Consider the following 22886-nt stretch of genomic DNA (forward strand, 5'->3'; position numbering starts at 1 on the left):
CTGCGCGCGCCTCCGGTCGGGCTACGCCCGCCCTCCGCCGCACGCAGCGCAAGGCCATCTTCAACAAACCAGCATCATATTATCCGAAAAGGGGGTCCCTCTTCGACGCCGATCGGGGGTCCCTTTTGAACGCCGTTTGACAACCACTTCCAGAAGTTCGCAGCCCGGCGCGTCAATGGCCGATCCTGTCGAAACCTGCCATTTCCGTTCCAGTGAGCGGTCTCGCAGCGGTGCGCTCAAGATGAGCGCTCAATTGGAGTCGTCGATCCTACAACCCGCCATACGGTCATCGTGCAAAGATCTTGATAATTTAAGAGTTCGGCAGCCGGTCGTCTGCGCTAATGCTTGGAATGATCGGCTGTACGAGGGTTATTTTAGGGGCCCGACGTGGCCCTTGCGCTACCCTGTGTGCACTAGGTGATCCGATCACTGGGCCGCCGCTTTACCGATCCCCCGGTAGCGCTCAAGCCAGTGAGCATAAGGCGCAGGGAGCACCCATGATGGCCGGTCCTTGCCGAGCGCCTGGGCCGCGACATAGGGATAATGCGGATCGGCGAGATGCGCGCGCGCGACCATGACGAGGTCCAACTGGACTTGCTCGATCGCCGCATTGGCGATCTTCGGATCGTCGATGCACCAGGCCGTCGCGACCGAAAGGCCGGTTTGTCGTCCGTCACAGGTCGAACCCGTCACCGGGCTGCTGGAGGCGGTGGAAGGTCATGCCAGCCTTCTCGAAATAGGGCTCATAGGTATCGTAGCGCTGCGTCAGGAACCAGTCGCGGGCATAGCCATCGTGGACCGGGAGCACATGGCTTGGACGCATGGACCTGGCGAACTCGTGGGCGCCGATCTCGGTCAGGAACGGCGCCATCACCGGCAGCGCCAGCGCGTCAATTCCAGCAAATTGGCGGAGCCGTTCATCGAAGCTATCGCCGGGATTGAGAAGGCGATCATTGACGACAAATGCCAGGACGGCCGGGATTTCTTCGGCGAGGATCGGCTCATGGCGCACCGGCAGGGCACGGACCGTGAATGGTCCAAGGTCGAGCCCTTCTTCTCTTACCTCGCTGACGGTGAAGCCCTGGCTGCGCAACGTGGCTGCGACCTTGTTGCCTCCGAATATCCGCGGTTCGCCATCGCCGACGATGGTGCGTAGCGCCTCGCCGTCGAGATGATCGGGATGGCCGTGCGTAAATAGGATGAAATCCACGTCGCTGAGGTCGCGAGGATCGACACGCCGATCGACGAACGAGAATTTGCCTGGGTCGAACAACAGCCGCTTGCCCTGGAGCGTCAGCCTCAAGCAGCTATGGACGAATTTCTCGATACGCATCAGGCGCCTCCTTCATCCGATCAACGCGGCGCGCGGCGATAAGTCACTCAGCCAGTCCCGCCCGGCGCGTCGGGAGCGCCCTGACTTCCGGATTCCTTGCCGGCCGGCGCCCCGCTGCCCTGCTTCGCGCTCAGCGCGGTCAGATAGTCGACGATCGCTGGAATATCCTTTTCCGAGACCGGTGCCTTATAGACCTCCTTCATCTTGGTGACCGTCGCCTTCCACTGGTCGGCCGTGAGCGCGGGCTGGGTCAGTGCCATGCTGGCCGAATGGCACGAGGTGCAGTTGGCGTTGATCACGTCGGCGTGCGGGCCGTCGGGATATTGCTGGTCGTCGATCGGCAGGGTGCGGGCGGCGGTGGGGGCACGTGGCTGCCGGGCGGGCCGATCGCGATCAGGACTATGGCCGCAAGGCCGATCGCACCGAAGGATAGCATGCCGATCGAAGGGACTTTCATCTCGGCTCTCCTCAGGACGCAGTGATGTTGGTGGTTTCGATATTGCCGCGCATGAACCCGCCCGGGTTCCAAATTGGCGCCATCGGCTGCGCGACCCCGTCCGTGTTCCAGCAGCGCGACATCAGCCGGACATTTCCGCGCGCCGCCAGCGGCACCTGCGTGTCCCAGCGGCGGAAGCTGTACTTGCCGTGATCGGGACCGAGCCGGGTGTGATACCAGGTGCGGCCGCCATCGGTGGAGACGTCGACCTTGGCGACCCCGCAATCGCCGCCCATGGCGATACCACCGAGCGGGATCGTTCGATCATATGCGATGGCCTGGCCTTCGCCGAGACTGGTGACCCAGGACCGCGGGATCATCCGGTTGATCGGGACGGTCGGGAAGTCCTTTGCGCCCGGCTTCACATTGGCGCCCGGGGTCGCCGGGATCTTGTAAGCCTTGGCCATCCAATATTCGTCATCTGGGCCGGGCAGCACCTCGATGTCATTGAGCATCTTGACCCAGTAGGTCGAATACCAGCCCGGCACGATCAGCCGGCAAGGGAAGCCGTTCAGCAGGGGCAATTGCTCACCGTTCATGCCGAAGGCGATCATCACCTCGCCGTCTCGAGCATGGTCGATGTCGAGCGCCTTCTCGAAATCGGGTGCGCCGGCAACGACGGGCTGGTCGAGGGCGCCGAAGCGCACCTGCACCGCGCCGGGCTTTACGCCGGCATAGTCGAGGATGTCGCATAGCCGGACGCCGAGCCATTTGGCGTTGCCCATCGCACCATTGCCCCATTGTGCGCCGGGCACGCGCGGCTGGAACAGGCCGCGGCTGTTGCCCGAGCACTGATTGACCGCCGCCATCTCGACGCGCGGCAACCGGAGCAGCTGCGCAAGGCTGATCGAAAGCGGTCTATTGACGTGGCCGCGGACGGTGAGCCGGAAAATATCGACATCGATCGAGGTCGGGATGTCGGCCCAGTGCCAACGCACGAAAAACTGGTCGTTGGGGGTGAAAACGTCGCGGTCGAATACCTCCATCGGAGTTTCGAGCAGCGGCGGGTGCATGCGCTGAAGGATCATGCTGCCTTTGCCGGGAAAGGCGCTGGTCATCGGCCGCCCGGCATTGCCGCCGGGAAGGTGCAGGTCGACGAGGCTCTGCGCGAGTGCGGGGCCGGCAGCGAGCGCGGCGCCGCCGAGCGCGGCCTGACCCAGAAAGCGGCGACGACTGCTTTCGGCGGCGAACCAAGTGTCGAGCTTGTCCATGATAGCATTCCCTTCTTCGGGCGAACGTGGCCGATCCGGCTCGTCGAGCCAAGCGATCGGATTTTCGATTTTGATCGCCTCAGGCGATCAGTTGGGTGTCGCGATGCAGGGCGATACGAAGAGGTGGCCCTTCCACGCGCCGGCGAGCGTCTTGGCGGCGACCACCACCCACATCATCGCGAGGGCAAGGGTGAGCACCGTCCCGACGATCCCGAAGAAGGCGAGGTCGAAGGTCGTGCCGAGGCGGAAGGTCGCGACCGTGTAGACGCCAAGCGGGAAGGTATAGCCCCACCAGCCGAGATTGAACGGGATCCCGGCGCGCCAGTAGCGCCAGGTGATCAGCATCGCGAGCGCCAGCCACCACAGGCCAAAGCCCCAAAGCAGCAGCCCCGCGATGCTACCGAGACCCTGGGCAATGCCGGCAATTGAGGCGAGACCGTGCGCCGAGAGGATCGCTGGCGCGTCAGCGCCCAGCACGAGCATTCCGAGCGCACCGGTGCCGATCGGGCCGAGCGAGAGCCAGCTCGACGCGGCCATCCCCTCGTGCGGCAGCTTGTGCAGCGCCATGCGAAGGATGAGTAGCGCGAGGATACTGAAGGCGACCGGCACCGAATAGGCCCAGAGCACATAGGAAGTGAGCAGCGTCACGAATTGCGCATGCGGATCGGCGAGATGTGGCGCCAGCAGCCCGCCGCTCGCCGCCGCCACCTCTGCCGCGACCACCGGGAGCAGCCAGACGGCGGTCATGCCGTCGAAGCTGTGCTCGTGACGGGTGAACATGAAATAGGGAATGACGACGCCGCAGGTCACGGCCACCGCGACATCGATCCACCACAGGACATGCGCTACACCGACGATGCCGTCGCCGAACCGGGCGATCCCAAAGGCGAGGCAGCCGTTGATGATCGTGGCGAGGCCCATCGGGATGGTGCCGATGAACATCGACACCGTGTTATGGCCGAAGATCCGCCGTGCCTCATGGCCAAACATTATCCAGCGCGCCGAATAGAGGCCGGTGAAGAGCGCAAACAGCGCGATGTTGAAAAACCACAACGCCTCGCCGACCGGCTTCAATGCCGGGCCGATGCCCGGCACCTGCGGTAGCGCCAGCGCGAGGATGCCGGTGCCCATGGTCGCGGCGAACCAGTTAGGGGTGAACTGGCGGATCATCTCGCGGGGATGATCGAGGCGCGAGAGTGGACGCAGGCCGCCGAGCACGGGCTTGAGGTCGCCGGTCATCATCCATGCTCCTTCACGAGATCGGTCAGCGCGTCGGCCGCTTTGGTGCGGTAACGCTCCTTGTGGCGCAGCGCTTCGAACGGCCGTGCGGGCAGCCCAAGACCCAGGTCATGCAGATGCCCCGCCGCCAGCGCCCTGCGCACGACGAGTTCGGACAGCACTGCCACCCCGGCGCCGGCTTCGACAGCCGAGCGAACCGCTTCATTGGACGGCAGGGTCATGCCGATGCGCAGATCGGCAGGGTCGACGCCGCGGTGGCGCAGCACCTCCTCGAAGGTCGAGCGCGTGCCCGATCCCTGTTCGCGCACGATCCAGTTGGCCTCGCGGACCCAGGTTTCATCGACATTTCCGGTTGGCTCTGCGCCGACCAGTAACATCCGGTCCTCGGCGACTTTCCAGTGCGCAAGTGCCGGCTCGTCGACCGAACCTTCGACAAAGCCAAGTTCGGCCGTGCCGTCGAGCACCTGCGCAGCAGCACCGTCGGTGTTGTCGATCGCCAGTTCGATGCCGATCAGCGGATGGCGACGATGAAATTCAGCGAGCCGCGCAGGCAGCCAGTAGCTGGCGATGGTCTGACTCGCGACGATCCGCAGCGTGCCGCGCTTGAGACCACCGAACTCCGCCAGCGCCAGCCCGGCGCTCGCGGCCCGGCCGAGGACGGCGCGCGCCTCGTCCAGAAACATGCGACCCGCCTCGGTGAGCTCAATGCCGCGCCCGACCCGATGAAATAGCGGCACGTCGTGGCGCGCTTCGAGCGCGGCGATGGCGGCACTCGCCGCCGACTGGGTGACGTTGAGCGCCTCGGCGGCGCGGGTCATATGCTCGCGCTCGGCGACGCCAACGAAAATACGAAGCTGTTCGAGGGTCATATCGATCTCCTGCAGGGATCAATAGACCGGCGCGATAAATCGTTCCAACTTGTTGATTGGATCGTTCCAATCGTCATTCACGATTGGTTGAGCAGGGCCGCTGCTTCGCTGAACGCCGCGCGAAGGCGATCCATAACCTGAGGACTTGTACAGACGTTGGCCGGGCTGGGATGCGGCATCGGCATGACCTTGATCGAAGCATCATGCGCCGACACGAGTTGTCCGGCCTTGGTCGCCACCCGGCCGGCCAGCAAGCAGACTTTCAGCTTGGGCAGCAGCGCGAGAAGCCCGGGGAGCGTGGCCAGCCCGGCATCGATCTCGGCGTTGCGCAGGGTGCGATTGCGGGCACCGGGTGGATGCATGATCCAAGGCACGGTGTTCCAGAGTACAAAATCGGACCGGTCGATGCCGGCCTCGTCGAGATAGCGCCGCAGATTGCGGGCGGTCCCGGACGGATTGTCGCGCGACACGAAGCGGGTGCGCTCAGGCCCGGGACCGGGGGTTTCGAGAAGCAACAGCAGCCGGGCGTCGACCCCGCCGTCCGCCGGGTCGAAATGCGGCACAGGTCTGCCGTCGGCCAACAGCCCTTCGCGCCAGCATTCGAGCTGTGCGACATGCGCATCCGCCAAGGACTGCCGCCGTCGCTTGATCAGGTCGGGGTCGTCGAGCCAGGCCATTCATCTCCATTCGTGATCGGAACGACAAATATCATCGGTTGGATCGATGACTAGCAACGCGCCACCTTGGTCACAGTTACAGCAATGCAGCAATGGCAGCGCTGTCGATCAGGAGATCCGACATGGCAACGCGCATTATGGAGAGCGAGTTTCAGCCCAAGGAAGTGGTGGAAGAACCGACGCGACCGGCATTACGCTTGGTCCGATCCGATGATCCATACGCCGAACTGGAGCGACCAGCGCCCGGCGTCGCCAGTCGCGGGGTTCATCCTAATGTGCTCGTTGCGCTGGTGGGGTTCTATGCAATAATGGTCGGGTCATTCTGGGCCTTCTTCGCACGCGATGCGGCAGCGGCAGGTGTCCTCGTCGTCGTGACGCTGTTCACGGTCATGTATTTCTCGCTGATCGTCGGCGGTATCCTCCTCGCTGACAGTGCTGCGCCGGGCGAGCGGCAGCGCAGCCTTGGCGAGTTCCTGCGCGGCCCGGTCGAAATCCTCGCCGGGACGATCAGCGGCCGCGAGGCGACGATGCAAATATTGCTCCTGCCGGCGGCGATGATGACACTGGCTGCCATCATAGGCGTTATCGCGAGACTATCATGAGAAGGGGCATGCGCTTGAAACTGATACTGGGCCTTGCCGGCCTCGGCCTCGCGGCATCCGCAGGCGCACTCGCAGCGGCGCCTCAGGACTTCGCCACCGACATGGCCGCCGCGATGGAGCAGATGCATCATGAGATGATGGTCGCGCCGTCCGGTGATCCGGACCGCGACTTCGCGGCGATGATGATCCCGCATCACCAGGGCGCAATCGAGATGGCACAGGCGCAACTGCGCTACGGCAAGGACGAACGCCTGCGCCGTCTCGCGCAGGGCATCATCGTTGAACAGCGTCAGGAGATCGCGGTCATGCAGGCGATCCTTGCCGAGAAGGGCGCACCGCCGAGTGTGCCTCACCAGCATCAGGGAGACGGAAAATGATTACGAATCACCTCAAGATGGCGTTTGCCATGTCTGCCCTCGGCCTGCTGGCGAACCCCGCATCCGCGCAGCAGGTGCCCAATGCGACGCCCGACCGGCCGATCAGTTCGCAGGACCGCTTCTATACTTCGGACCAGTTTTCCAACACGGTATCGGTCATCGACCCATCAACCAACCGACTGCTCGGCGTCATCAAGCTCGGCGATCTGACGCCCGCCAATCTGAGCCCACTCTACAAGGGTCAGCTTCTGGTCCACGGCATCGGCTTCTCACCCGATGGCAGGACGCTGGCGGTGATCTCGATAGGGTCGAACTCGGTGACCTTCATCGATACGGCCACCAACGCGGTCAAGCACACCGCCTATGTCGGCCGCTCGCCGCACGAGGCGTTCTTCCGTCCCGACGGGCGCGAGGTCTGGGTCAGCGTTCGCGGCGAGGACTATATCCAGGTGCTCGATGGCAAGACGTTCGAACCCACCACGCGCATCACCGTCCCGAACGGCCCGGGCATGACGATCTTCTCGCCCGACGGCAAATACGGGTACGTTTGCTCGAGCTTCTCGCCCGAGACGGTCGTGATCGACACCAAAGCCAAGAAGGTCGTCGGACGTGTCGCCCAAGCTAGCCCCTTCTGCCCCGACATCGCCGCGACACCCGATGGCAGGCAGGTCTGGCTGACGCTCAAAGATGTCGGCAAGGTAATGGTGTTCGACGCCAAGCCGCCGTTCGCTGTCCTTAAGACGATCGACACCGGCCCCATCACCAATCACGTCAACATCGCCCGCACGTCGCGCGGACAGTTCGCCTATGTGACAGTCGGCACGCAGAACATCGTCAAGGTGTTCCGCACCGACACGTTCGAACAGGTGGCGACAGTTTCGGTCGGCGCGCTGCCGCACGGGTTATGGCCTTCGGGCGACGGCACCCGCATCTATGTTGGGCTGGAGAATGGCGACGGCGTTGCGGTCATCGATACTGCCACCAACCGCCTGCTCACGACCATCCCTATCGGTCAGGGGCCGCAGGGCGTCGCCTATGTACCGGGCGCGGTGCCTTCGGGCGACGGCATGGCCAATCTGGTCCCGCTCGATATGGCCAGCGGCAAGGTCCAGTTGACCCTGTCAGGCCAGGGCCAGAGCCAAGTCACTTTGTTCGATCAGGGGCAGGTCCAGATCCTGCAGGCCGCCGTCGCCGGCCTGCCGCCCAAGCAACCGTTCACGCTCGGACTGGCGACCAAACCCGACGGGACGGGTGCGATTCAACCTCTTGCCAAGTTCATGACCAATCCGGCCGGCGCCGCCATCGTCAACGCCGTCGGGCCGATCCGCCAGATTGTCGCGGATGCTGCCCCGGCCGAGCGCCGTTATTTGGTCATTCGTGCCGGTGATCCGGATTCGCAGGGCGCGGTAGTGCAGAAACAAGCCCATTGAAGCCCGCGCGCCGCTGGCTACCAATTGTGCGCAGCGGCGTTTCATCGCTCTTCGACTCTCCCTAGTTATTGAAGGGAAGCTCATCGACGTCCGCGTTTACCTAAAGCCGTCGGGCACCGTCTAACCTGCTAACGACGGCTTTGTCCGATTTTACGGGGTTCAGCGTTTCGACGGCAAGCGACCAAATCGTGCCATTCAGATGAGGTCGCTGGAGTGTCCGCTGACACCGAAACCGGTCTTTCTCAAGCGAGACAACGGCTGGTCTGCTACGCGCCCGGTCCAAGTCGTAGAACCGAGATTTCACCACGCCTAGGAGCGGACATTCAGATCATGCGCAACGGGCTGTCGGCCGGCGTTGCCGTGAGAGTCTGACGAAAGCCGGTCTCGCGTTCGATGATTCGATTAACCGCGGGAACCCGCTGAATATGCGAGAGGAGCATGTGCGTAATCGTGATCTCGCGCTCAGCGAGCCCCCCTAGAGTTTGCGCATGTTTCAATAAGAAAGACGATATGTCGCTCGAACCGTACGCCCGAATTCTGGCCGAGCCAGGAAATAGCGCGCGTTCATGCCCCCGGCATCAAAGGAACCCATGCGTGGATTGCCTTCGGTCAGCCCAAGGCTGTTGGTCAGGTTGGTGCCATTCAAAGTCAGCGTCGCATGATCGCTGATCTGTGTGCTTACCTCGACATTGATCATCGAAAAGGGAGGCAGGCGCTGCGAGTTCGCGATGTCAGCGAAACGCGCGGAATAACGCGTGAAATCAGCGCTGAGATGCAGGCGGCCCGAGATGAGATCGACGCTAGGGCTTGCGCGCAGGGCGATGCGCGGCACCCGTATAAGCTGATTGCCCGTCACGTCATGGACCGCGACCGTGCCGCCCGACAGTTCGCTGTAGCGAAAATCTCCATAGCGTAAGTCTTGCACCGTCGCCTGCATGTCGATGCTGAGCGGGCCGATCAGCCGAGCATGGGCTGAAACTTCCATGCCAGTTGCGGTTGTGTCGGCAATTGAGGTCTGGCTGACATAGATGCTGGTGGCAGGATCGAAGCGATAGTCGGTGAAGGGCAGCCGCTTGAAATGGGTCCGGAAAAGGACGGCGGAGAAGTTCCAGTTGCGCCGCTGCACGATCAGGCCGGCCTCCGCCATGACGATCGGGACGATGGCCTCGTCCGTGCGATCGGGGTCGGCATAGAATTCCGACGCGCTCGGCAGGCGGGAAATGCGGGTGGCGCGCAGGAACAGGCCGGTCCCCGGATCGGGATTGAAATTGATGCCCGCCGTCATGCTGAAGCCTGAGAAGTGCCGATCGATAGGTTGGAAAAGACCCGTGCCGGCCAGCACGCTATCGTCCGCCAGGGTCGTCGGATCGCCCAGATCGACCGCCGAGGACAGTTCCATCCTGCCGCCGATCCGCGTCCGTTCCCACCGTCCGCCAAGGTCGATGCGCCAATGCTCGCCCAGCTTCCATTCGTCGGCCGCATACACGGCCAGATTGGCGGTCTTCAGGGTCACGTCGTCGAACAGCGAGCCATAGCGGACGAAGCCGTTGTCAGTCAGCGATCCGACCCGCCGCCCATCCGCATCGACCGCCACGACATCCAGCCGCCGCGCCTGTCCCCGCACGTCGAGCAGCACCGTCCCCATCGTGCGATCATAGTCGAGGCGGCTGTCGGCATAAGTCAGGCCCAGCGCCAGATCATGCTGTCCCCACTGGCTGACCTGCCCGGTCAGGCGCGCGTCGCCGATGAATTCGCGCATCGGCAAGGCGACGGACAGCAGGTTCGCGCCCACGACCAGCCCGTTGCCATTGCTGTCGGGCAGGAAGGCGCGGCCGGTCCCGGCGTCGCGTATCTCGACTTTGGTTGCCATGGGAAAGGCGGCCGCAAGTTGGGGCCAAATGGTCGAGACATAGCTGTCGCCCGATTGCGGGCGGCCGATCGGGAACAGGCCGTCGCGGGAGGTGTCGCCCGTGCGCAGGCGCACCTTCACCTCCAGCGCGGCACCTCCACCAAGCGCCCGCCGCCCGAACAGCGTGTAGAAATCGATGCGGCTGCGCGTTCCCTTCGACAGGTCGAAAAGGCGAGAACCTGAGGGCGTCTTGAACGCGACGCTGGCATTATCGGGGCCTGCCAGCGTGTCGTACAGGGGATCGAAGCCGGGAACGGCGTTGACCCGCCCGGCGCCGTCCACCTGCAAAGGTACCGGCAGGTAAAGGATGACGCGGTCGTCGAGATGCTTGACGTTGAAGGACAGGCGCGTCGTCCCATCGTCATACTGGACCCCGGCCCGAATCTGCCCGCCCCGGTCGGCGGGATAGCCCGGATCGCGCAGGCCGTCGTCGCGGCGGTAGAAGCCGCCGATCGCAATGCCGAGTTCGGGCGTCAGGCGCATCCCCGCATAGCCGTCGATCCGCGCATAGCCGAAATTCCCGCCCGTCGCCGCCAGCGTCACGCCCGGCTTCTGCAGCGGATTGCGGGTCAGGAAATCGATGCTGCCGCCCGGCGCATTGCCGGCGAAGATGGCGGAAGGCCCGCCGCGCACCGCTTCGATATGGTCGATGGTCGCGTCGCTGCGGAAAATCTGGTCGGTGTTGAGATAGCCGAGACCGCCGTCATATTGCACCGGCAGCCCGTCCTCCAGCAACGCGACGGAGGAATAGCCGTCGGTCGGGATGCCGCGCGACCGGATATTGTTGCTCGCTTCGCCGCCGGTGCTTTCCACCCAGAAACCGGGGATCTGCTTGAACAGGTCGGCGGTCGATAGCGGTCCGGCGCGAGCCAGCGTCTCGGGGTCGATCCGGGTCAGCGCATAGCTGAGCTGGGTCGCGGTGACGGGCGTCTGCAGCGCGCGGCCGGTGACGACGATCTCGGCAGGAACAGCAACCGGCGGCGGGGCAGGCGACGGGATGGGGGCAGGCTGCGGACTGCGCCGGGCGCGGGCGGGTGGAGCCGGTTGCGCCGCCCGCAGCGTGACAATCCCTTCGCCGAAGCGCGCGACCGCAAGGCCGCTGCCGCGCAGCAGCCGGTCGAGCGCGCGCCGCGACGGCATTCTGCCCTTCACCAGCGGGCTGCGCAGCGCGGCGGCGCGCGCATAGGGATAGAGGATCTGCACGCCTGCCTGACGCGCAAACCGGTCGAGCGCATCGGCAAGGCTTTGCGCGGGAATGTCGAAACGGGGCTGCGGGGTGGCGGATCGGCTACCCGGCGGCGGCGCTGCCTGCGCGGGCGCGACCATGACCATCGCCATGACAAAGAAAAGGCCGCGACTCCGACGCATCACGCTCCAGTGGCGTTCCTACGCGACAGCTTCGTGTCAGGCGCGGAAAGCGCCCCGGTTTCCGCCTGTCCGGAACAGCATCATCCTGTCTCCTTCCCTGCGGTGACCGATGCCGAAGCCGTCCTGCAGCGCTGTGAGGAAGGATTGCGGATCGGCGGTGCGGAAGGTGCCGCCGAGGCGTGTCGCGCCCAGCCCCTGATCCTGCACGACCAGCTTGACCTTGAGATAGCGGTTGAACTCGCTGATCGCCTGGTCGAGCGCCATGCCCTGGAACATGATCTCGCCCCGCTCCCAGGCCGTCGCGCGCGACAGTGCTTCGGGCGACAGCGCTTCGACATGCACGTCGGCATTGCTGACGGCGAGCATGCTGCCGGCATTCACAGTCTGAGCCGATGTGCCGCGCGTGATCGTCGCCGCCTGTCCCGAGAGCACCAGCAGCCGCGCGAGCGCCGGATCGATCCGCAGGCTGAACTTGCCGCCGCTCAGCCGCCCGTCGATCGGATCGCTGTAGAGGCGAAAGGGCTTTTCGGCGTCCTTCACCAGAAGGGTCGCTTCCCCGCGCTCGATCCAGAAATCGCGCCTGTCATCGTCGAACCGCCACGCCACGCGCGTATCGGTGTTGAGCATCGCCTGACTGCCATTCTGCAGGCGCAGGATGCGCCGCTCGCCCACCGCCGTTTCGGCATAGGCCCGGCGCGGCCAGGCGAGGAAGGTTCCGGCTCCGCCCACGGCCAGCAGCCCGGCGACGCCGCCCGCGACCGCGCGGCGCGACAGCATCGCGGGGGGTGCGGGCACGATCTCTTCCTCCGCTTCTGTCTCTTCCAGCGAGATTGGGTCCAGCATCGCGGGCAGGCGCGGATCGGTCGTCCGCCGCCACGTCGCCGCAACTTGCGCGAAGGCAGCTGCATGGCGCGGGTCCGCGCTGCGCCAGGCTTCAAATGCTTCGGTGTCGGCGGAACCACAGTCGAGCGCGATCAGCCATTGAATGGCCTCGTCGCTCAGACCTGTTCCAACCTGTTCCTGCTCTCGCATTGAGATGCCTGCTCCGCCTTCGCCGGTCTGTCCGCCTGATTCCGCCGCTCTACCAACAGGCGGAGGGCTCTGACCAGATGGGTTTCCACGGTGGAGACGGAAATATTCATCTTCTCCGCTACAAGCGCCGGAGAAAGTCCTTCAATTCTCCGCAGATACAGCGCCTCACGCATCCGGGGCGGCATGTCCTGCATGACCCGGGCGATATGGTTCAGTTCCGATCGATCCATCGCAACCACGTCGGGTGTCGGCTCCTGATCCGCGATCTCCAGCGACAGCAGCACGGCGCCCTGGTCGATCCGCACCACGTCGGCGCGCCGGAACCGCTCGATGGCCAGGTTGCGGATGATGCGTATGGTGAAGGCGTGCGGGCTGGCGATGGCCGCCCATTTTTCCAGTGCGAACAGCCGGGCATAGGCTTCCTGGACCAGTTCCTCCGCTTCCTCCTGCTGGCGCACGAGGCTCAGCGCATAGCGGCGATGCTCCTGGTGGAAGACGAAGACATGGTCGGCAAACCAGATGTCGATGTCGCGAAGCATGGACATTTCTCGATGCGCTCCATCGGAATCGGCGGGTGGAGCGCGTCACCTAGGGCGCGGTTGTTACATTCGGTTGACACTGGACCGGGCAGGACGATTCGCCGCCATCGGGAAAAATATTTTCGGGTGGAGTAGCGGCGGTGCTCCCCTCCACCGTCTGCGCCCCGACAGTTCAACGCATGGCCATTCGCCCATGCCGGCAGCGCGACACGCTTCCGGCAACGGGGACCGCTGCGCCTGCGCCGGGACTTTCAGGAACGGACATGAAGGGGACATCGACCATGAAATCTTTGCGCATCACCACATCGCTCATCGCTTTATTGTGCGCTGGCGCAACGCCCGCATTGGCGCAGGAGCCGGCCCCCGCCGACAATGCCGTCGATACGCAGGGCGGCAATATCGACGACATCATCGTTACCGGCCGCGCGGGCACCGATGTGCGGACCAAGGCGGAAACCAGCTATTCGGTCACCAACATCAACGAGGAAAATCTGCGCCTCCAAGCCCCGACCAGCGTTACTGAAGCGCTGAAATCCGTGCCCGGCTTCTGGGTTGAGGCGTCGGGCGGCGAAGCGTCGGGCAACGTCCGCGCTCGTGGCGTACCGGTCGACGGCTTCGGCTCGGTCCAGCTTCTGGAAGACGGCATCCCGGTCCAGCATGATCCCGCGCTCGGCTATCTCAACGCGGACCAGGCATTCCGCATCGACGAGACGATCGAACGCATCGAAGTGGTGCGCGGCGGCCCGTCCTCGCTCTTCTATTCCAACGCACCCGCAGGCGCGATCAACTTCATTCCGCGCAAGGTCGGCGACTGGGCCGAGGGTCTTGTCAAGGTGACGCTCGGCGCGGACAGCCTCTATCGCGCCGACTTCTGGATCGGTGCGCCGGTGGGCGACTGGAAGGTCGCGGTCGGCGGCTTCTACCGCTCGGAGGGCGGTGTGCGCGATCCCGGCTTCACCGCGAACAAGGGCGGCCAGATCCGCGCCACCGTCTCGCGCGAGTGGGAGAATGCGAAGTTCAGCGTCGACGTGAAGCGCGTGGACGATATCGTCGCCTTCTACACCGGCATTCCGATGCGGACCTATCCTGATGGCGATATCCGCGCGGTTCCCGGTTTCGACGGGCACAAGGGCACGGTCGCCGGGCCGGAGACGGCGCATATCAAGATGCGTCAGGGCGATGGCAGCATCTATGATTTCGACAACACCGTCGGCACGCAGATCAAGCGCACGCAGATCACCACCAATTTCGAGATCGAGCCGATGGACGGCTGGAAGATCACCAACACCTCGCGCTACAACGACACGACGACGCGCCGCAACGGCGTGTATCCCAACAGCCTGCAGAGCGCCGCGAGCCTGCTGACCGCCAATGCCGGCCTGCTGGCCCAGGCGCCCGGCGCGACCGCGCTGCAGCTGCGCTACACCAATGGAGGCCAAGTCTTCGACACTGCCAACCAGAACGGCAACGGCCTGATCATCAACGGCGGCCTGCGCGGTATCACAATGCCGGTGAAGGAGTTCATGAGCGACACGCGCATTGCCCATCGCTTCGAAATGGGATCGACTACGCACGACGTCACCTTCGGCTATTATTTCGCGACGATCGACCAGTATTTCAGCCGCTATTCCTCCACCGCGCTGCTCGACGTTCAGGACAATGCCCGACTGCTCAGCCTCGTTGCGGTCAACGCGGCGGGCTCTGTGGTGCGCAGCTTCTCCGACACCAACGGCATCTACAAATATGGCTATGAGTGGGAGGACGCGCATGGCGAGCAGACGACGCACGCCCTCTATCTCACCGACGAATGGCAGATCACGCCGAAATTCCGGCTGGACGGCGGCGTCCGCTGGGAAAGCATGAACGCACGCGGATCCGTGGCGCTCAAGCAGACGGTCAATCTGGGCACGCCCTCGACCTCGTCGATCATCACCGGCAGCGGCCTCACCGCCAATTATGACCGGACCTTTAAGCATGCGACGGCGACGGCGGGCGCGAACTATCAGTTCACCGATCGCGCCGGCATGTTCGCGCGCTACACTTATGCCAACCGCATGCCTGGTCTCGGCAATTATATCACCAGCCCGACCGCGACGCCGATCACCCAGACCATGCACCTGGGCGAGGCTGGCCTGAAGTATAACAGCCGGTTCTTCGACGTATATGCCACCGGCTTCTGGACCAAGTACAACAATGTCGGCTTCACCAATTACCGGTTCGACATCAACACCGGCGCGTCGCGGACCGAGGCACTGTTCGCCAATACGCAGACCTTCGGCGTCGAACTGGAAGGCACGGTGCGTCCGGCGCGCTTCTTCGACATGTCGGCCACGCTGACCCTGCAGGACCCGAAGTATAAGGGGCTGGTCTATACGGACTCGGCACAGCGCGTGAACGACTATGACGGCAACCGCCTGATCCGCGTGCCGACCGTCAGCGTGCGCGTCGTGCCCGCAGTCAACCTGCTCGACGATCGGCTGCGCATCCAGGCCGCCTATGAATATCAGGGGCCGCGCTTCGTCGACACGGCCAACTCGGTGCGCCTGCCGGGCTATTCCGCGATCAATCTCAGCGCCCGCGCGCAGCTGACCGAAAGCCTGTCGCTCTATGGCTATGTCGACAATCTCACCAACTCGCTGGGCCTGACCGAAGGCAATCCGCGCGCGGGCGAAGTGCAGAATGCCGATGCCGGCGCGAACACCTTCATCGCGCGTCCGCTGATCGGCCGGAACTTCCGCGCCGCCCTCATGTACAAGTTCTGATCATGAGGAAGGGGATCGCATCGCTCGCCGCCTTCGCTCTTGCTCTGTCGCTGTCCGTGCCTGCATGGGCCGGAGCGCCGGAACCGGCCACGGCCGAGGCGGCAAAGGAAGCGGTCCCCTATCAGACGCTCACCGGCACGATCACCCGATCGGACTATGAGCAGTATCGGCAGGTTCCCTTCGATCTGCCGGCGGGCGTCACGCGCGTCACCATCCGTTTCAGCTATGGCGGCAAGGACAAGAAATCGGTCATCGACCTGGGCCTTGCCGACCCTGAGCGGTTTCGCGGATGGAGCGGCGGGTCGCGCGACCATATGACCTTGAGTACCGAGGATGCCACGCCGGGCTATCTTCCGGGGCCGTTGCCGGCCGGGCGCTGGAACCTGATCCTTGGCGTCCCAAATATCCGTGAAGGCGCGCAGGCGCCGTTCGAGGCCCGCATCTTCATCGATCGCGCTCCGGCGGTGACGGCGTTCGAGGACGCCCCGCTCAACCCTGCGCCGGGCTGGTATCGCGGCGATCTGCACATGCACAGCGGCAACAGCGACGGCAAATGCCTGTCGCAAAAGGGCGAGAAGGTACCATGCCCGGTCTATCGCACGGTCGAGGCAGCGGCAGCGCGCGGCCTCGATTTCATCGCGCTCACCGACCATAATACAACCGCGCATTTCGATGCCCTGCGCGGGTTGCAGGGCGCGTTCGACAGGATGCTGCTGCTGCCGGGGCGGGAGGTCACGACCTTCTTCGGCCATAGCAATGTGTTCGGCCCGACCGACTTTCTCGATTTCCGCACGCTCGCATCCACCTATGCCGAAGCGGCCAAATGGATGGACGCGGTGAAGGCGCAGGGCGGCATCGTCTCGCTCAACCATGCCGGCGCGCCCTCGGGCGAGATCTGCATGGGCTGTGGCTGGCGCATCGCCGACCTGCCCCCCGGCACGGTGCAGGCGGTCGAGGTGGTGAACGGCGGCACGATGGCGGAAACCGGATCGGCAGAAAGTCCGCTGCAGGGGCTCGGCCTGTGGCGCAAGCTGCTCGACAGCGGCCAGCACGTCACGGCGATCGGTGGCAGCGACAATCACAATGCCGACATTCCTGCCGATAAGCCTGGAGCCATCGGAACGCCGACCACCGTCATCTATATGCGCAACCTGTCGACACAGGGATTTATCGACGGCATTCGATCCGGCAGGGCATTTGTCGACATTGACGGGACGCGCAACCGGATGATCGATATTTGGGCGGAGAGCGAAAGCAACAAGATCGCCATGGGCGGCACATTGTTTGCCTGCAGGGGAGCGTCGGTGAGGCTGGTAATCTCTGTTAAGGGCGTATCGGCCGGCATCATCGATCTGCTTATCGATGGTCAGAAACATCAGCTTCGAGTCAATCAGGATCGTCGCGAAAATGTGTTTGACTGGGTGTCCGACGGCGCACAACACTGGATCAGCGCAAACGTTCGCACAAGTGATGGTCGTCTGCTCCTTGTTGGCAATCCGATCTATGTGGATGTTTGTCCGTCGTCACAACATTTAGGCTCAGATTTCATTGATTGATCCAGAAAATCACGGTTGCAGCGATGCAAATTGCGGACAGACTGAGGTGATTTCCAGCAGCCGCATCTGATGGCAACCATCTTGGGCTGCCCGCCACAAACCTGCCAGTCTCTTCTCGGCCAGTCCCGCGCATCCCGGGAACGATCATCAGGGCTTCAGGAATGGCAGGTGTTAGATGGGGACCTGCCATTCCCGGCCCGGCTCGCGAACGACCGTTTTGTCCCAAGCGCCCGTGTCCAGCTCCACACGGGAAACGGGCGCCAAGGGTTCAAATCTCGGTGTTTTCGGCAAGGGCAAGCGCGTCCTCCACGTCGATCCCGAGATACCGCACCGTATTCTCGATCTTGCTGTGACCGAGAAGGATTTGGACGGCACGCAGGTTGCCGGTCGCCCTATAGATTATCGATGCCTTCGTCCGCCGAAGCGAATGGGTGCCATACTCGCTTCGTATCAAACCGACCCCTGTCACCCATTCGTCGACAAGCCGAGCATACTGGCGGGTGCTCAGGTGCCCATTATGATCGACCCGGCTTGGGAACACATAATCGTCCACCGTACCACCTCTGCGTTCGAGCCACGCCAGCAAGCTCGCTCGAGCATCTGGCAGCAGTTCAAACTGAACAGGTCGGCTCGTTTTCTGCTGCATGACGATTGCCCGCGTTCGGATTTGCCCGCCGCTGACAAGGTCGCCTATCTTCATCTGCACCAGGTCGCAGCCCCGAAGCTTGCTGTCGATCGCCAGATCGAACAGCGCCCGATCCCGCAGGCGGCGGCGTTGATTGAGGTAGAACCGGATTTCCCAGATCTGCTTAGGTTTCAGAGCCCGTTTTGCGCCCACGGCCCTTCCGGCATTCCAGACCGGGCGTTTGGTGGGGACGAATTCAGTTTCAGGCATCTCCATGATCATTCTCCTATGGCCACATTGGCCATCTGTAGAACGCTTGCCGGCGAGGACGGGGGTGAGAATGGCTTGGGGCTTGTGCCGACCAACTAACGCTGTTCGTTAAATGAGTCCCGACGGCCGCTCTCGACAAAAGCTGCCTTTTGAACATTAGAATTGACGCCTTGAGTAGGGGGCCAGATCAATCTGGTATTACGATGGGGTGAGGCCGAGCGCGTCTTCATCGGCCGTTGCGGCGGCGAGCTCGGCTTTCGCAGCGGCAATGCGGGCCTGCGCCTCGATGAGCTTAATCTCGGCATTAGTTGCGCTTTCCTCGCGCTGATTGACGAGGAAGAAGTCACTCGATCCCAGCTCGAAACGGCGACGTTCGGCTGCGGCCAAGCGCTGCGCCAGCGCCCATTCTTTCCCCGAGGTTACGACCAACTGGTTTGCTGCTTCGACCTCGAGACCGATCGCGGTGACTTCAGCCCGGATCTTTTCAGCTAGAAACCGCTGCTTAACCGTCAATTCGTCGATCTTCGCCTGGGTTTCGGCCAGCTTGCCCTTCGCCTTGCGGTTTTGCAGCGGTATCTTGAAGGTCACGCCGACGATCATCTCAAGCGGCGTGCGACTCCGCCCGCCCAGACCCGTTGGGCCGACGTCCTTGGCGATCTCCCCCCCAACGTCGAGCCGCGGCAGCATGTCGTTGCGGGCAAGAGCAAGCTTAACGGTCGCCTTGTCGATTTCCTCCAGCATGATGGCGAAGTCGGGACGGCCCTCCAAGTTGAAGGCGGCCCCCGTCCTAATCCCATCCAGCGCGGTAATGTCGGATGGCAGCCGCGTTTCATCAACGATGATCGGCGCGCCCTCCGCGTTGCGATAATAGAGCGACAGTTTGACGGCGGCGGCGCGAAAATCCTGCCGCGCTTCTAGGACATAAGCCTGTCGCCTGACGAGATTCACGTCGTTCTCGGTAAGCAGGATATCGGGTTTGGCCCCAAGCTGCACCTGACGCTCGATGCCGTTGGTGCGCCCATCTGCCAGCGCAAGTAGTGCCTCATAGGCTTTGAGCTTCAGTCCGGCGCCGACCCACTTCTGATAAGCTTCCACCGCGCGCGCCTGGACGCCGATGCCCGTCGCCTTGGCCTCGAACCGGGCGATGTCGATATCGTTGCTCGCCAGCCGAAATTCCGAACGTCGCGCATCGACCAACCGGTCGCGGAGCAGCGAATAGAGCGCCCCGACCTTCAATTCGCCTAGGCGATTCGTGTAGGATTTGTCTTCATAGACGGGAAAATCGCCGCGCGACGCCCGGTACTGGCCGTAGAGATAGCCGCCATTGTCGCTCAGCGGCTGCTCGGCCTTGCTCGCGATTTCGGTGCCGTCATAATAGCCCTGTACGCGGCTGCGTCCTTCGACGGCGAAGACCGTGTCGAACGCGCCCTGCGCGGTCAGCGCTCGAGCCTCCGCTTGCCGGTTGCGCGCCAGCGCCGCGATGATGTCGGGTGCGGCACGGGCCGAAGATTGCAGCACCTCCTGCAACGTCAGCGTGCCGCTGATCGCTGGAGCAGAAGCGTTCGACACAGCGTCCTGCGCCTCAGCCGTAAAGGCCGGGGGAGCGCTCGCCAGCAAAACGACGCTGATCACGGTCCGCATCGTCACTTCTTTTTCTTTTCGACCGAGCTTTTGTCCGATTTATCCTGTGCTTTATGAGCGACCTGATCCTGCCCGAAGTTCAATGGGAAATCGTTGAGCTGGCGCCATAGTTCATATCCGACGGTGACATTGTCGCCCTGGATCCAGCCCAATACCTTGCCGCCTTGGCGCACGAAGCGACGTGCGGGCCATGCGGGCTTGCCCGGCATCGGTTCGACCAGCACGCGGAACAGCCCGTCGGCGCGCGGCGTGGGGTCCACGGAACGAACCTGGCCATCATAGATGCCGACGGCAAAAGCTGGCCACCCGCTGAACTGGAATGCTGGGAAGCCTTCAAACTCCAGCCGCACCGGACGCCCCTTGTCAACCAGCGGGATATCCCGCCCGTCAACGAACAGTTCCACCGCCCGCTCGATCCGTTCGGGCGCGACGGTCGCGAGGACAGTGCCGGCGGAAATCAAGGCTCCACCTGCAGCAGCATTGAGATCCTGGATACGCCCGTCACGCGGCGCTGTGACCACTTGCGCCGACTGCCGCATCTGTTTGACCTCGATCTGCTTCAACTTGGCGCGCGCTTCGGCCAGCTTGGCGTTGGCATCGGCGACCTTGATCTGTGTCTGCTCATAATCACGCCGCGCGGCCAACCCCTCCGCAAAGAGCTGCGAGGTGCGACCCACGTCGATCGAGGCAACAGCGCGAGCCTGTTCAATTGCCGCGATCTGCGCCTCCACCTCCGCCTTTTCCGCGGCCAAACGCTCTAGGAAATTCGGATCGACATCGACCACCTTCACGATCGGATCACCCGCTTTCACCAACTGGCCGTCCTGAACGAAGAAACGGTCCACACGGCCCTCCACCATCGACGACACCTGTTGCAGCCGGTCGCTCGGATCAAGCGACGTGACCTGGCCGCCGCCCTGCGCCGTCTGCCGCCAGGGTACAAAAAGGATCGCGACGGCTAGGAAAATCCCCACTATAATGAGCCAGGCCACCACGATGACGACGCGTGGCGGGTTCAGCCCGGCAAGCGAGCGGAAGTGCGTCAGTTGCGTAGCGTTGATCGTCACGGCTGAATCTCCCTCTCGGCAAGGAACTGCGACAGCGCCGCCTTGTCCTCGAACTGACGCTGCGTTTGCGTGCCCAGCCATAATGAGCTGTCGAGATCCGTCGCCTCGGGTCGTCCGGTGAACAGCAGGACCGTCGTCCCCCGTTCACGCAGCATCCGCAGTGTCGCGTGGAGCGCGCCGGCGGGCATCATGTCGTACAGTTGGGACAACAGCAGTACCTTGGGACGGCTGATCAGCGCGGCTGCGACCTTAAGCTGCATGACTTCGACGATGGAGAGCGGTGATCCTGAACTTGCCAATCGTGTATCAAGGCCGCTAGAGAGACTGGAAATGCGCGTCGCCAGGCCCACGACATCCAGCACCTTCATGGTTATGGCGCTGTCCGCATTGCCTCCAGCCGCCATGGTCAGATATTCGCGAATAGTGACATCCACGATGGTGGGCCGGTTGAGCACCACGACCTCCGACCGCAACAGATACATATCGAAGCTGCCAAGATCGCTGCCGCCGATCGTTAGCAGTCCGCGATCGGGATTGACGTGGCGCTTGAGCAGTAGCGCAATCTGATTTTCGACGCCCGGTTCAGCCGCAACGACGGCCTGCTCTCCGCTGTCGATCGCGAAGTCGAAGCGCGACCCGGCCAGTTCAACGTTGCGGAAGCGGACCGATCCGTCGGGTGGCGCTTGACCGCTCAGACCCACAGGCTCCTGCGGGATCGCGAAGATTTGCGACAGTTCTTCCGAGCTGGCTACCAGATCGTAGAATGTATCGAGATACCAGCCAAGCTGGGCAATGCCATAGAAGACCCCGGACAGGATGAGCTCTGCCGCGACAAGTTGCCCGATTGACAGCTGTCCTGCGAGGATGAGGTTCCCGCCGAGCGCCAGCAGGGCTGAAGCGGCAAAGGCATAGACCAGGAAATAGGCCAGAGCCTGCGCAAAACTATAGCGGAAATAACGGCGATGGGCGCGGATATAGTTCGCCGTCACCGCTTCCGAGCGATCCATCGCGAAGTTCAGATGCCGGGCCGATTTGTAGAAGCCGTTGGATGCGCCGACGCTCTCCAGCCATTGAGCGGCTTCATGTTTGGCATGGGATACCCCGACGGCGCCCGTGATTGCCCCGTGGCGCCACAGCATCCAGATCAAAAGGCAGGTCACCACCAGAATGATGTTGAAGGCAAGGAAGAAGGGGTGGTAAAAACTCGTAACCACCAGCCCCACCGCACCCTGGAGGACGATGGTGAACGCGCCGATGACAAGGCTTGGCACCGATTTCTGGACGACAACCATGTCGAAGTAGCGGTTGAACAGGCTGCCCCGGCTTTCATCGGCGAAGAACGGGTTCTGCGCATGGACTGCCCGCACCGTGACTTCAGCGACCACCCGCGCAAACAGGCGGCGTTCGAACATGGTCAGCAGGTAGAGGCGTAGCGCGCTGAGGCACGCCACCAGCAGCAGGAGCACCAGCACAACGCCTGACAGTATCCACAGCGGTGCGACCAGCGCCGTACGTGCCACCGAATTGATGAGTAGCTGGACAGAAATCGGCGTCGCCAAGGAAAGAAGCGTGATGGCGAGCGTGTAGACGATGCCGACATTGACATAGCCCCTGTCCGGGCCAACGATCTCGCCCACCCATGCGGCGGCTTGCCGCAAACCAAACTGCCCGCTAGCCAATTTCTTACACCCCGATTTTTACGTTCGGCCTATTATCAAACAACCCCAGACTTCGACAAGGTTTGCATGCTGCACAGCAACATTTGCTTACGGAGGGTTATAGCGGGTGCACGTAAAGGAGCTTGCCGATGGCCGAATGCGTCGGACACCGTATCTCCAACGGAGGTAACGACGGCGTTGCCAAATGGCATTAACGGGTGTGAA

Annotated in this window: 20 protein-coding genes; 5 read left to right on the forward strand and 15 right to left on the reverse strand. The window is 63.2% G+C overall.

What is annotated here, in order from left to right; translation table 11 throughout:
- Positions 1-426: 426 nt before the first annotated feature.
- The 8 genes from AX724_RS15930 to AX724_RS15960 form a co-directional block, all read right to left on the reverse strand.
- Positions 427-693 carry a hypothetical protein gene (locus tag AX724_RS15930; protein ID WP_066768134.1) on the reverse strand — a complete coding sequence of 89 codons (267 nt, stop codon included), beginning with the start codon at positions 691-693 and terminating at the stop codon, positions 427-429.
- Positions 674-1333: an MBL fold metallo-hydrolase gene (locus tag AX724_RS15935; protein ID WP_066768136.1), complete on the reverse strand. Its 660-nt coding sequence runs from the start codon at positions 1331-1333 to the stop codon at positions 674-676. Before AX724_RS15935 ends, AX724_RS15930 begins: the two co-directional genes overlap by 20 nt.
- A gap of 47 nt (positions 1334-1380) precedes the next feature.
- Positions 1381-1593, reverse strand: coding sequence for a hypothetical protein (locus AX724_RS24545; RefSeq protein WP_231736708.1), 213 nt, complete (start codon positions 1591-1593; stop codon positions 1381-1383).
- 35 nt (positions 1594-1628) lie between these two features.
- A complete protein-coding gene (locus AX724_RS24550; RefSeq protein WP_231736709.1) occupies positions 1629-1790 on the reverse strand; it encodes a hypothetical protein in 162 nt (53 codons plus the stop codon).
- 11 nt (positions 1791-1801) lie between these two features.
- Positions 1802-3040 (reverse strand): molybdopterin-dependent oxidoreductase, encoded by a 1239-nt coding sequence (locus AX724_RS15945; protein WP_066768137.1) that lies wholly within the window; start codon positions 3038-3040, stop codon positions 1802-1804.
- A gap of 87 nt (positions 3041-3127) precedes the next feature.
- Positions 3128-4279, reverse strand: a complete 1152-nt coding sequence (locus tag AX724_RS15950; protein ID WP_066768173.1) for a TDT family transporter — start codon at positions 4277-4279, stop codon at positions 3128-3130.
- Positions 4279-5148 carry a LysR family transcriptional regulator gene (locus AX724_RS15955; RefSeq protein WP_017182152.1) on the reverse strand — a complete coding sequence of 290 codons (870 nt, stop codon included), beginning with the start codon at positions 5146-5148 and terminating at the stop codon, positions 4279-4281. Before AX724_RS15955 ends, AX724_RS15950 begins: the two co-directional genes overlap by 1 nt.
- Before the next feature lie 77 nt (positions 5149-5225).
- Positions 5226-5825 (reverse strand): uracil-DNA glycosylase, encoded by a 600-nt coding sequence (locus AX724_RS15960; RefSeq protein WP_066768139.1) that lies wholly within the window; start codon positions 5823-5825, stop codon positions 5226-5228.
- A 122-nt stretch (positions 5826-5947) separates the two neighbouring features.
- Here AX724_RS15960 and AX724_RS15965 point away from each other — a divergent pair, with 122 nt between their 5' ends.
- The 3 genes from AX724_RS15965 to AX724_RS15975 are packed head-to-tail and all read left to right on the forward strand — an operon-like array spanning position 5948 to position 8234.
- Positions 5948-6427, forward strand: a complete 480-nt coding sequence (locus AX724_RS15965; RefSeq protein WP_017182154.1) for a hypothetical protein — start codon at positions 5948-5950, stop codon at positions 6425-6427.
- 8 nt (positions 6428-6435) lie between these two features.
- Complete coding sequence (copM, locus tag AX724_RS15970; RefSeq protein WP_017182155.1) at positions 6436-6804, forward strand: CopM family metallochaperone; 369 nt, start codon at positions 6436-6438, stop codon at positions 6802-6804.
- A complete protein-coding gene (locus AX724_RS15975) occupies positions 6801-8234 on the forward strand; it encodes a YncE family protein (RefSeq protein WP_066768141.1) in 1434 nt (477 codons plus the stop codon). Before copM ends, AX724_RS15975 begins: the two co-directional genes overlap by 4 nt.
- Before the next feature lie 493 nt (positions 8235-8727).
- Here the strand turns inward: AX724_RS15975 and AX724_RS15980 are convergent, their stop codons facing one another.
- The 3 genes from AX724_RS15980 to AX724_RS15990 form a co-directional block, all read right to left on the reverse strand.
- Positions 8728-11481 carry a TonB-dependent receptor domain-containing protein gene (locus AX724_RS15980; RefSeq protein WP_197421605.1) on the reverse strand — a complete coding sequence of 918 codons (2754 nt, stop codon included), beginning with the start codon at positions 11479-11481 and terminating at the stop codon, positions 8728-8730.
- Between the two features lie 66 nt (positions 11482-11547).
- Positions 11548-12543 (reverse strand): FecR family protein, encoded by a 996-nt coding sequence (locus AX724_RS15985; RefSeq protein ID WP_051886791.1) that lies wholly within the window; start codon positions 12541-12543, stop codon positions 11548-11550.
- Positions 12510-13088 (reverse strand): RNA polymerase sigma factor, encoded by a 579-nt coding sequence (locus tag AX724_RS15990; RefSeq protein WP_037520673.1) that lies wholly within the window; start codon positions 13086-13088, stop codon positions 12510-12512. The genes AX724_RS15985 and AX724_RS15990 overlap by 34 nt, the downstream gene beginning before the upstream one ends.
- A 275-nt stretch (positions 13089-13363) precedes the next feature.
- On the opposite strand from AX724_RS15990, the gene AX724_RS15995 reads away from it, so the two are divergent.
- Entirely contained in the window at positions 13364-15844 is a 2481-nt protein-coding gene (locus tag AX724_RS15995) for a TonB-dependent receptor (RefSeq protein ID WP_029547435.1), read from the forward strand.
- A 2-nt stretch (positions 15845-15846) separates the two neighbouring features.
- On the forward strand, positions 15847-17400 hold the full coding sequence (locus AX724_RS16000) for a CehA/McbA family metallohydrolase (protein WP_010335852.1): 1554 nt from the start codon (positions 15847-15849) through the stop codon (positions 17398-17400).
- Between the two features lie 268 nt (positions 17401-17668).
- On the opposite strand, the gene AX724_RS16005 is transcribed toward AX724_RS16000, so the two are convergent.
- The 4 genes from AX724_RS16005 to AX724_RS16020 all read right to left on the reverse strand — a co-directional run bounded on the left by AX724_RS16005 (position 17669) and on the right by AX724_RS16020 (position 22682).
- On the reverse strand, positions 17669-18301 hold the full coding sequence (locus tag AX724_RS16005) for a tyrosine-type recombinase/integrase (RefSeq protein WP_066768145.1): 633 nt from the start codon (positions 18299-18301) through the stop codon (positions 17669-17671).
- A 192-nt stretch (positions 18302-18493) separates the two neighbouring features.
- Positions 18494-19936, reverse strand: coding sequence for a TolC family protein (locus AX724_RS16010; protein ID WP_037520671.1), 1443 nt, complete (start codon positions 19934-19936; stop codon positions 18494-18496).
- A 2-nt stretch (positions 19937-19938) separates the two neighbouring features.
- Complete coding sequence (locus tag AX724_RS16015; protein WP_037520670.1) at positions 19939-21003, reverse strand: efflux RND transporter periplasmic adaptor subunit; 1065 nt, start codon at positions 21001-21003, stop codon at positions 19939-19941.
- The gene (locus AX724_RS16020) at positions 21000-22682 is read right to left on the reverse strand and encodes an ABC transporter ATP-binding protein (RefSeq protein WP_037520668.1); all 1683 of its coding nucleotides are present in this window, start codon (positions 22680-22682) and stop codon (positions 21000-21002) included. Before AX724_RS16020 ends, AX724_RS16015 begins: the two co-directional genes overlap by 4 nt.
- Positions 22683-22886 lie beyond the last annotated feature (204 nt).

It is taken from the genome of Sphingobium sp. CCH11-B1 (genome assembly GCF_001556865.1).
In the GTDB taxonomy this organism is placed as follows: domain Bacteria; phylum Pseudomonadota; class Alphaproteobacteria; order Sphingomonadales; family Sphingomonadaceae; genus Sphingobium.

Excerpts from the sequence above, each read along its gene's own strand:
- AX724_RS15960 (WP_066768139.1), bottom strand. The coding sequence starts at position 5,825 with ATGGCCTGGCTCGACGACCCCGACCTGATCAAGCGACGGCGGCAGTCC.
- AX724_RS24550 (WP_231736709.1), bottom strand. The coding sequence starts at position 1,790 with ATGAAAGTCCCTTCGATCGGCATGCTATCCTTCGGTGCGATCGGCCTT.
- AX724_RS15995 (WP_029547435.1), top strand. The coding sequence starts at position 13,364 with ATGAAATCTTTGCGCATCACCACATCGCTCATCGCTTTATTGTGCGCT.
- AX724_RS15945 (WP_066768137.1), bottom strand. The coding sequence starts at position 3,040 with ATGGACAAGCTCGACACTTGGTTCGCCGCCGAAAGCAGTCGTCGCCGC.
- AX724_RS15980 (WP_197421605.1), bottom strand. The coding sequence starts at position 11,481 with ATGGCGATGGTCATGGTCGCGCCCGCGCAGGCAGCGCCGCCGCCGGGT.
- AX724_RS15935 (WP_066768136.1), bottom strand. The coding sequence starts at position 1,333 with ATGCGTATCGAGAAATTCGTCCATAGCTGCTTGAGGCTGACGCTCCAG.
- AX724_RS24545 (WP_231736708.1), bottom strand. The coding sequence starts at position 1,593 with ATGGCACTGACCCAGCCCGCGCTCACGGCCGACCAGTGGAAGGCGACG.
- copM (WP_017182155.1), top strand. The coding sequence starts at position 6,436 with ATGCGCTTGAAACTGATACTGGGCCTTGCCGGCCTCGGCCTCGCGGCA.
- AX724_RS16005 (WP_066768145.1), bottom strand. The coding sequence starts at position 18,301 with ATGGAGATGCCTGAAACTGAATTCGTCCCCACCAAACGCCCGGTCTGG.
- AX724_RS15985 (WP_051886791.1), bottom strand. The coding sequence starts at position 12,543 with ATGCGAGAGCAGGAACAGGTTGGAACAGGTCTGAGCGACGAGGCCATT.
- AX724_RS15965 (WP_017182154.1), top strand. The coding sequence starts at position 5,948 with ATGGCAACGCGCATTATGGAGAGCGAGTTTCAGCCCAAGGAAGTGGTG.
- AX724_RS16010 (WP_037520671.1), bottom strand. The coding sequence starts at position 19,936 with ATGCGGACCGTGATCAGCGTCGTTTTGCTGGCGAGCGCTCCCCCGGCC.
- AX724_RS16000 (WP_010335852.1), top strand. The coding sequence starts at position 15,847 with ATGAGGAAGGGGATCGCATCGCTCGCCGCCTTCGCTCTTGCTCTGTCG.
- AX724_RS15955 (WP_017182152.1), bottom strand. The coding sequence starts at position 5,148 with ATGACCCTCGAACAGCTTCGTATTTTCGTTGGCGTCGCCGAGCGCGAG.
- AX724_RS15990 (WP_037520673.1), bottom strand. The coding sequence starts at position 13,088 with ATGTCCATGCTTCGCGACATCGACATCTGGTTTGCCGACCATGTCTTC.
- AX724_RS15950 (WP_066768173.1), bottom strand. The coding sequence starts at position 4,279 with ATGACCGGCGACCTCAAGCCCGTGCTCGGCGGCCTGCGTCCACTCTCG.
- AX724_RS15975 (WP_066768141.1), top strand. The coding sequence starts at position 6,801 with ATGATTACGAATCACCTCAAGATGGCGTTTGCCATGTCTGCCCTCGGC.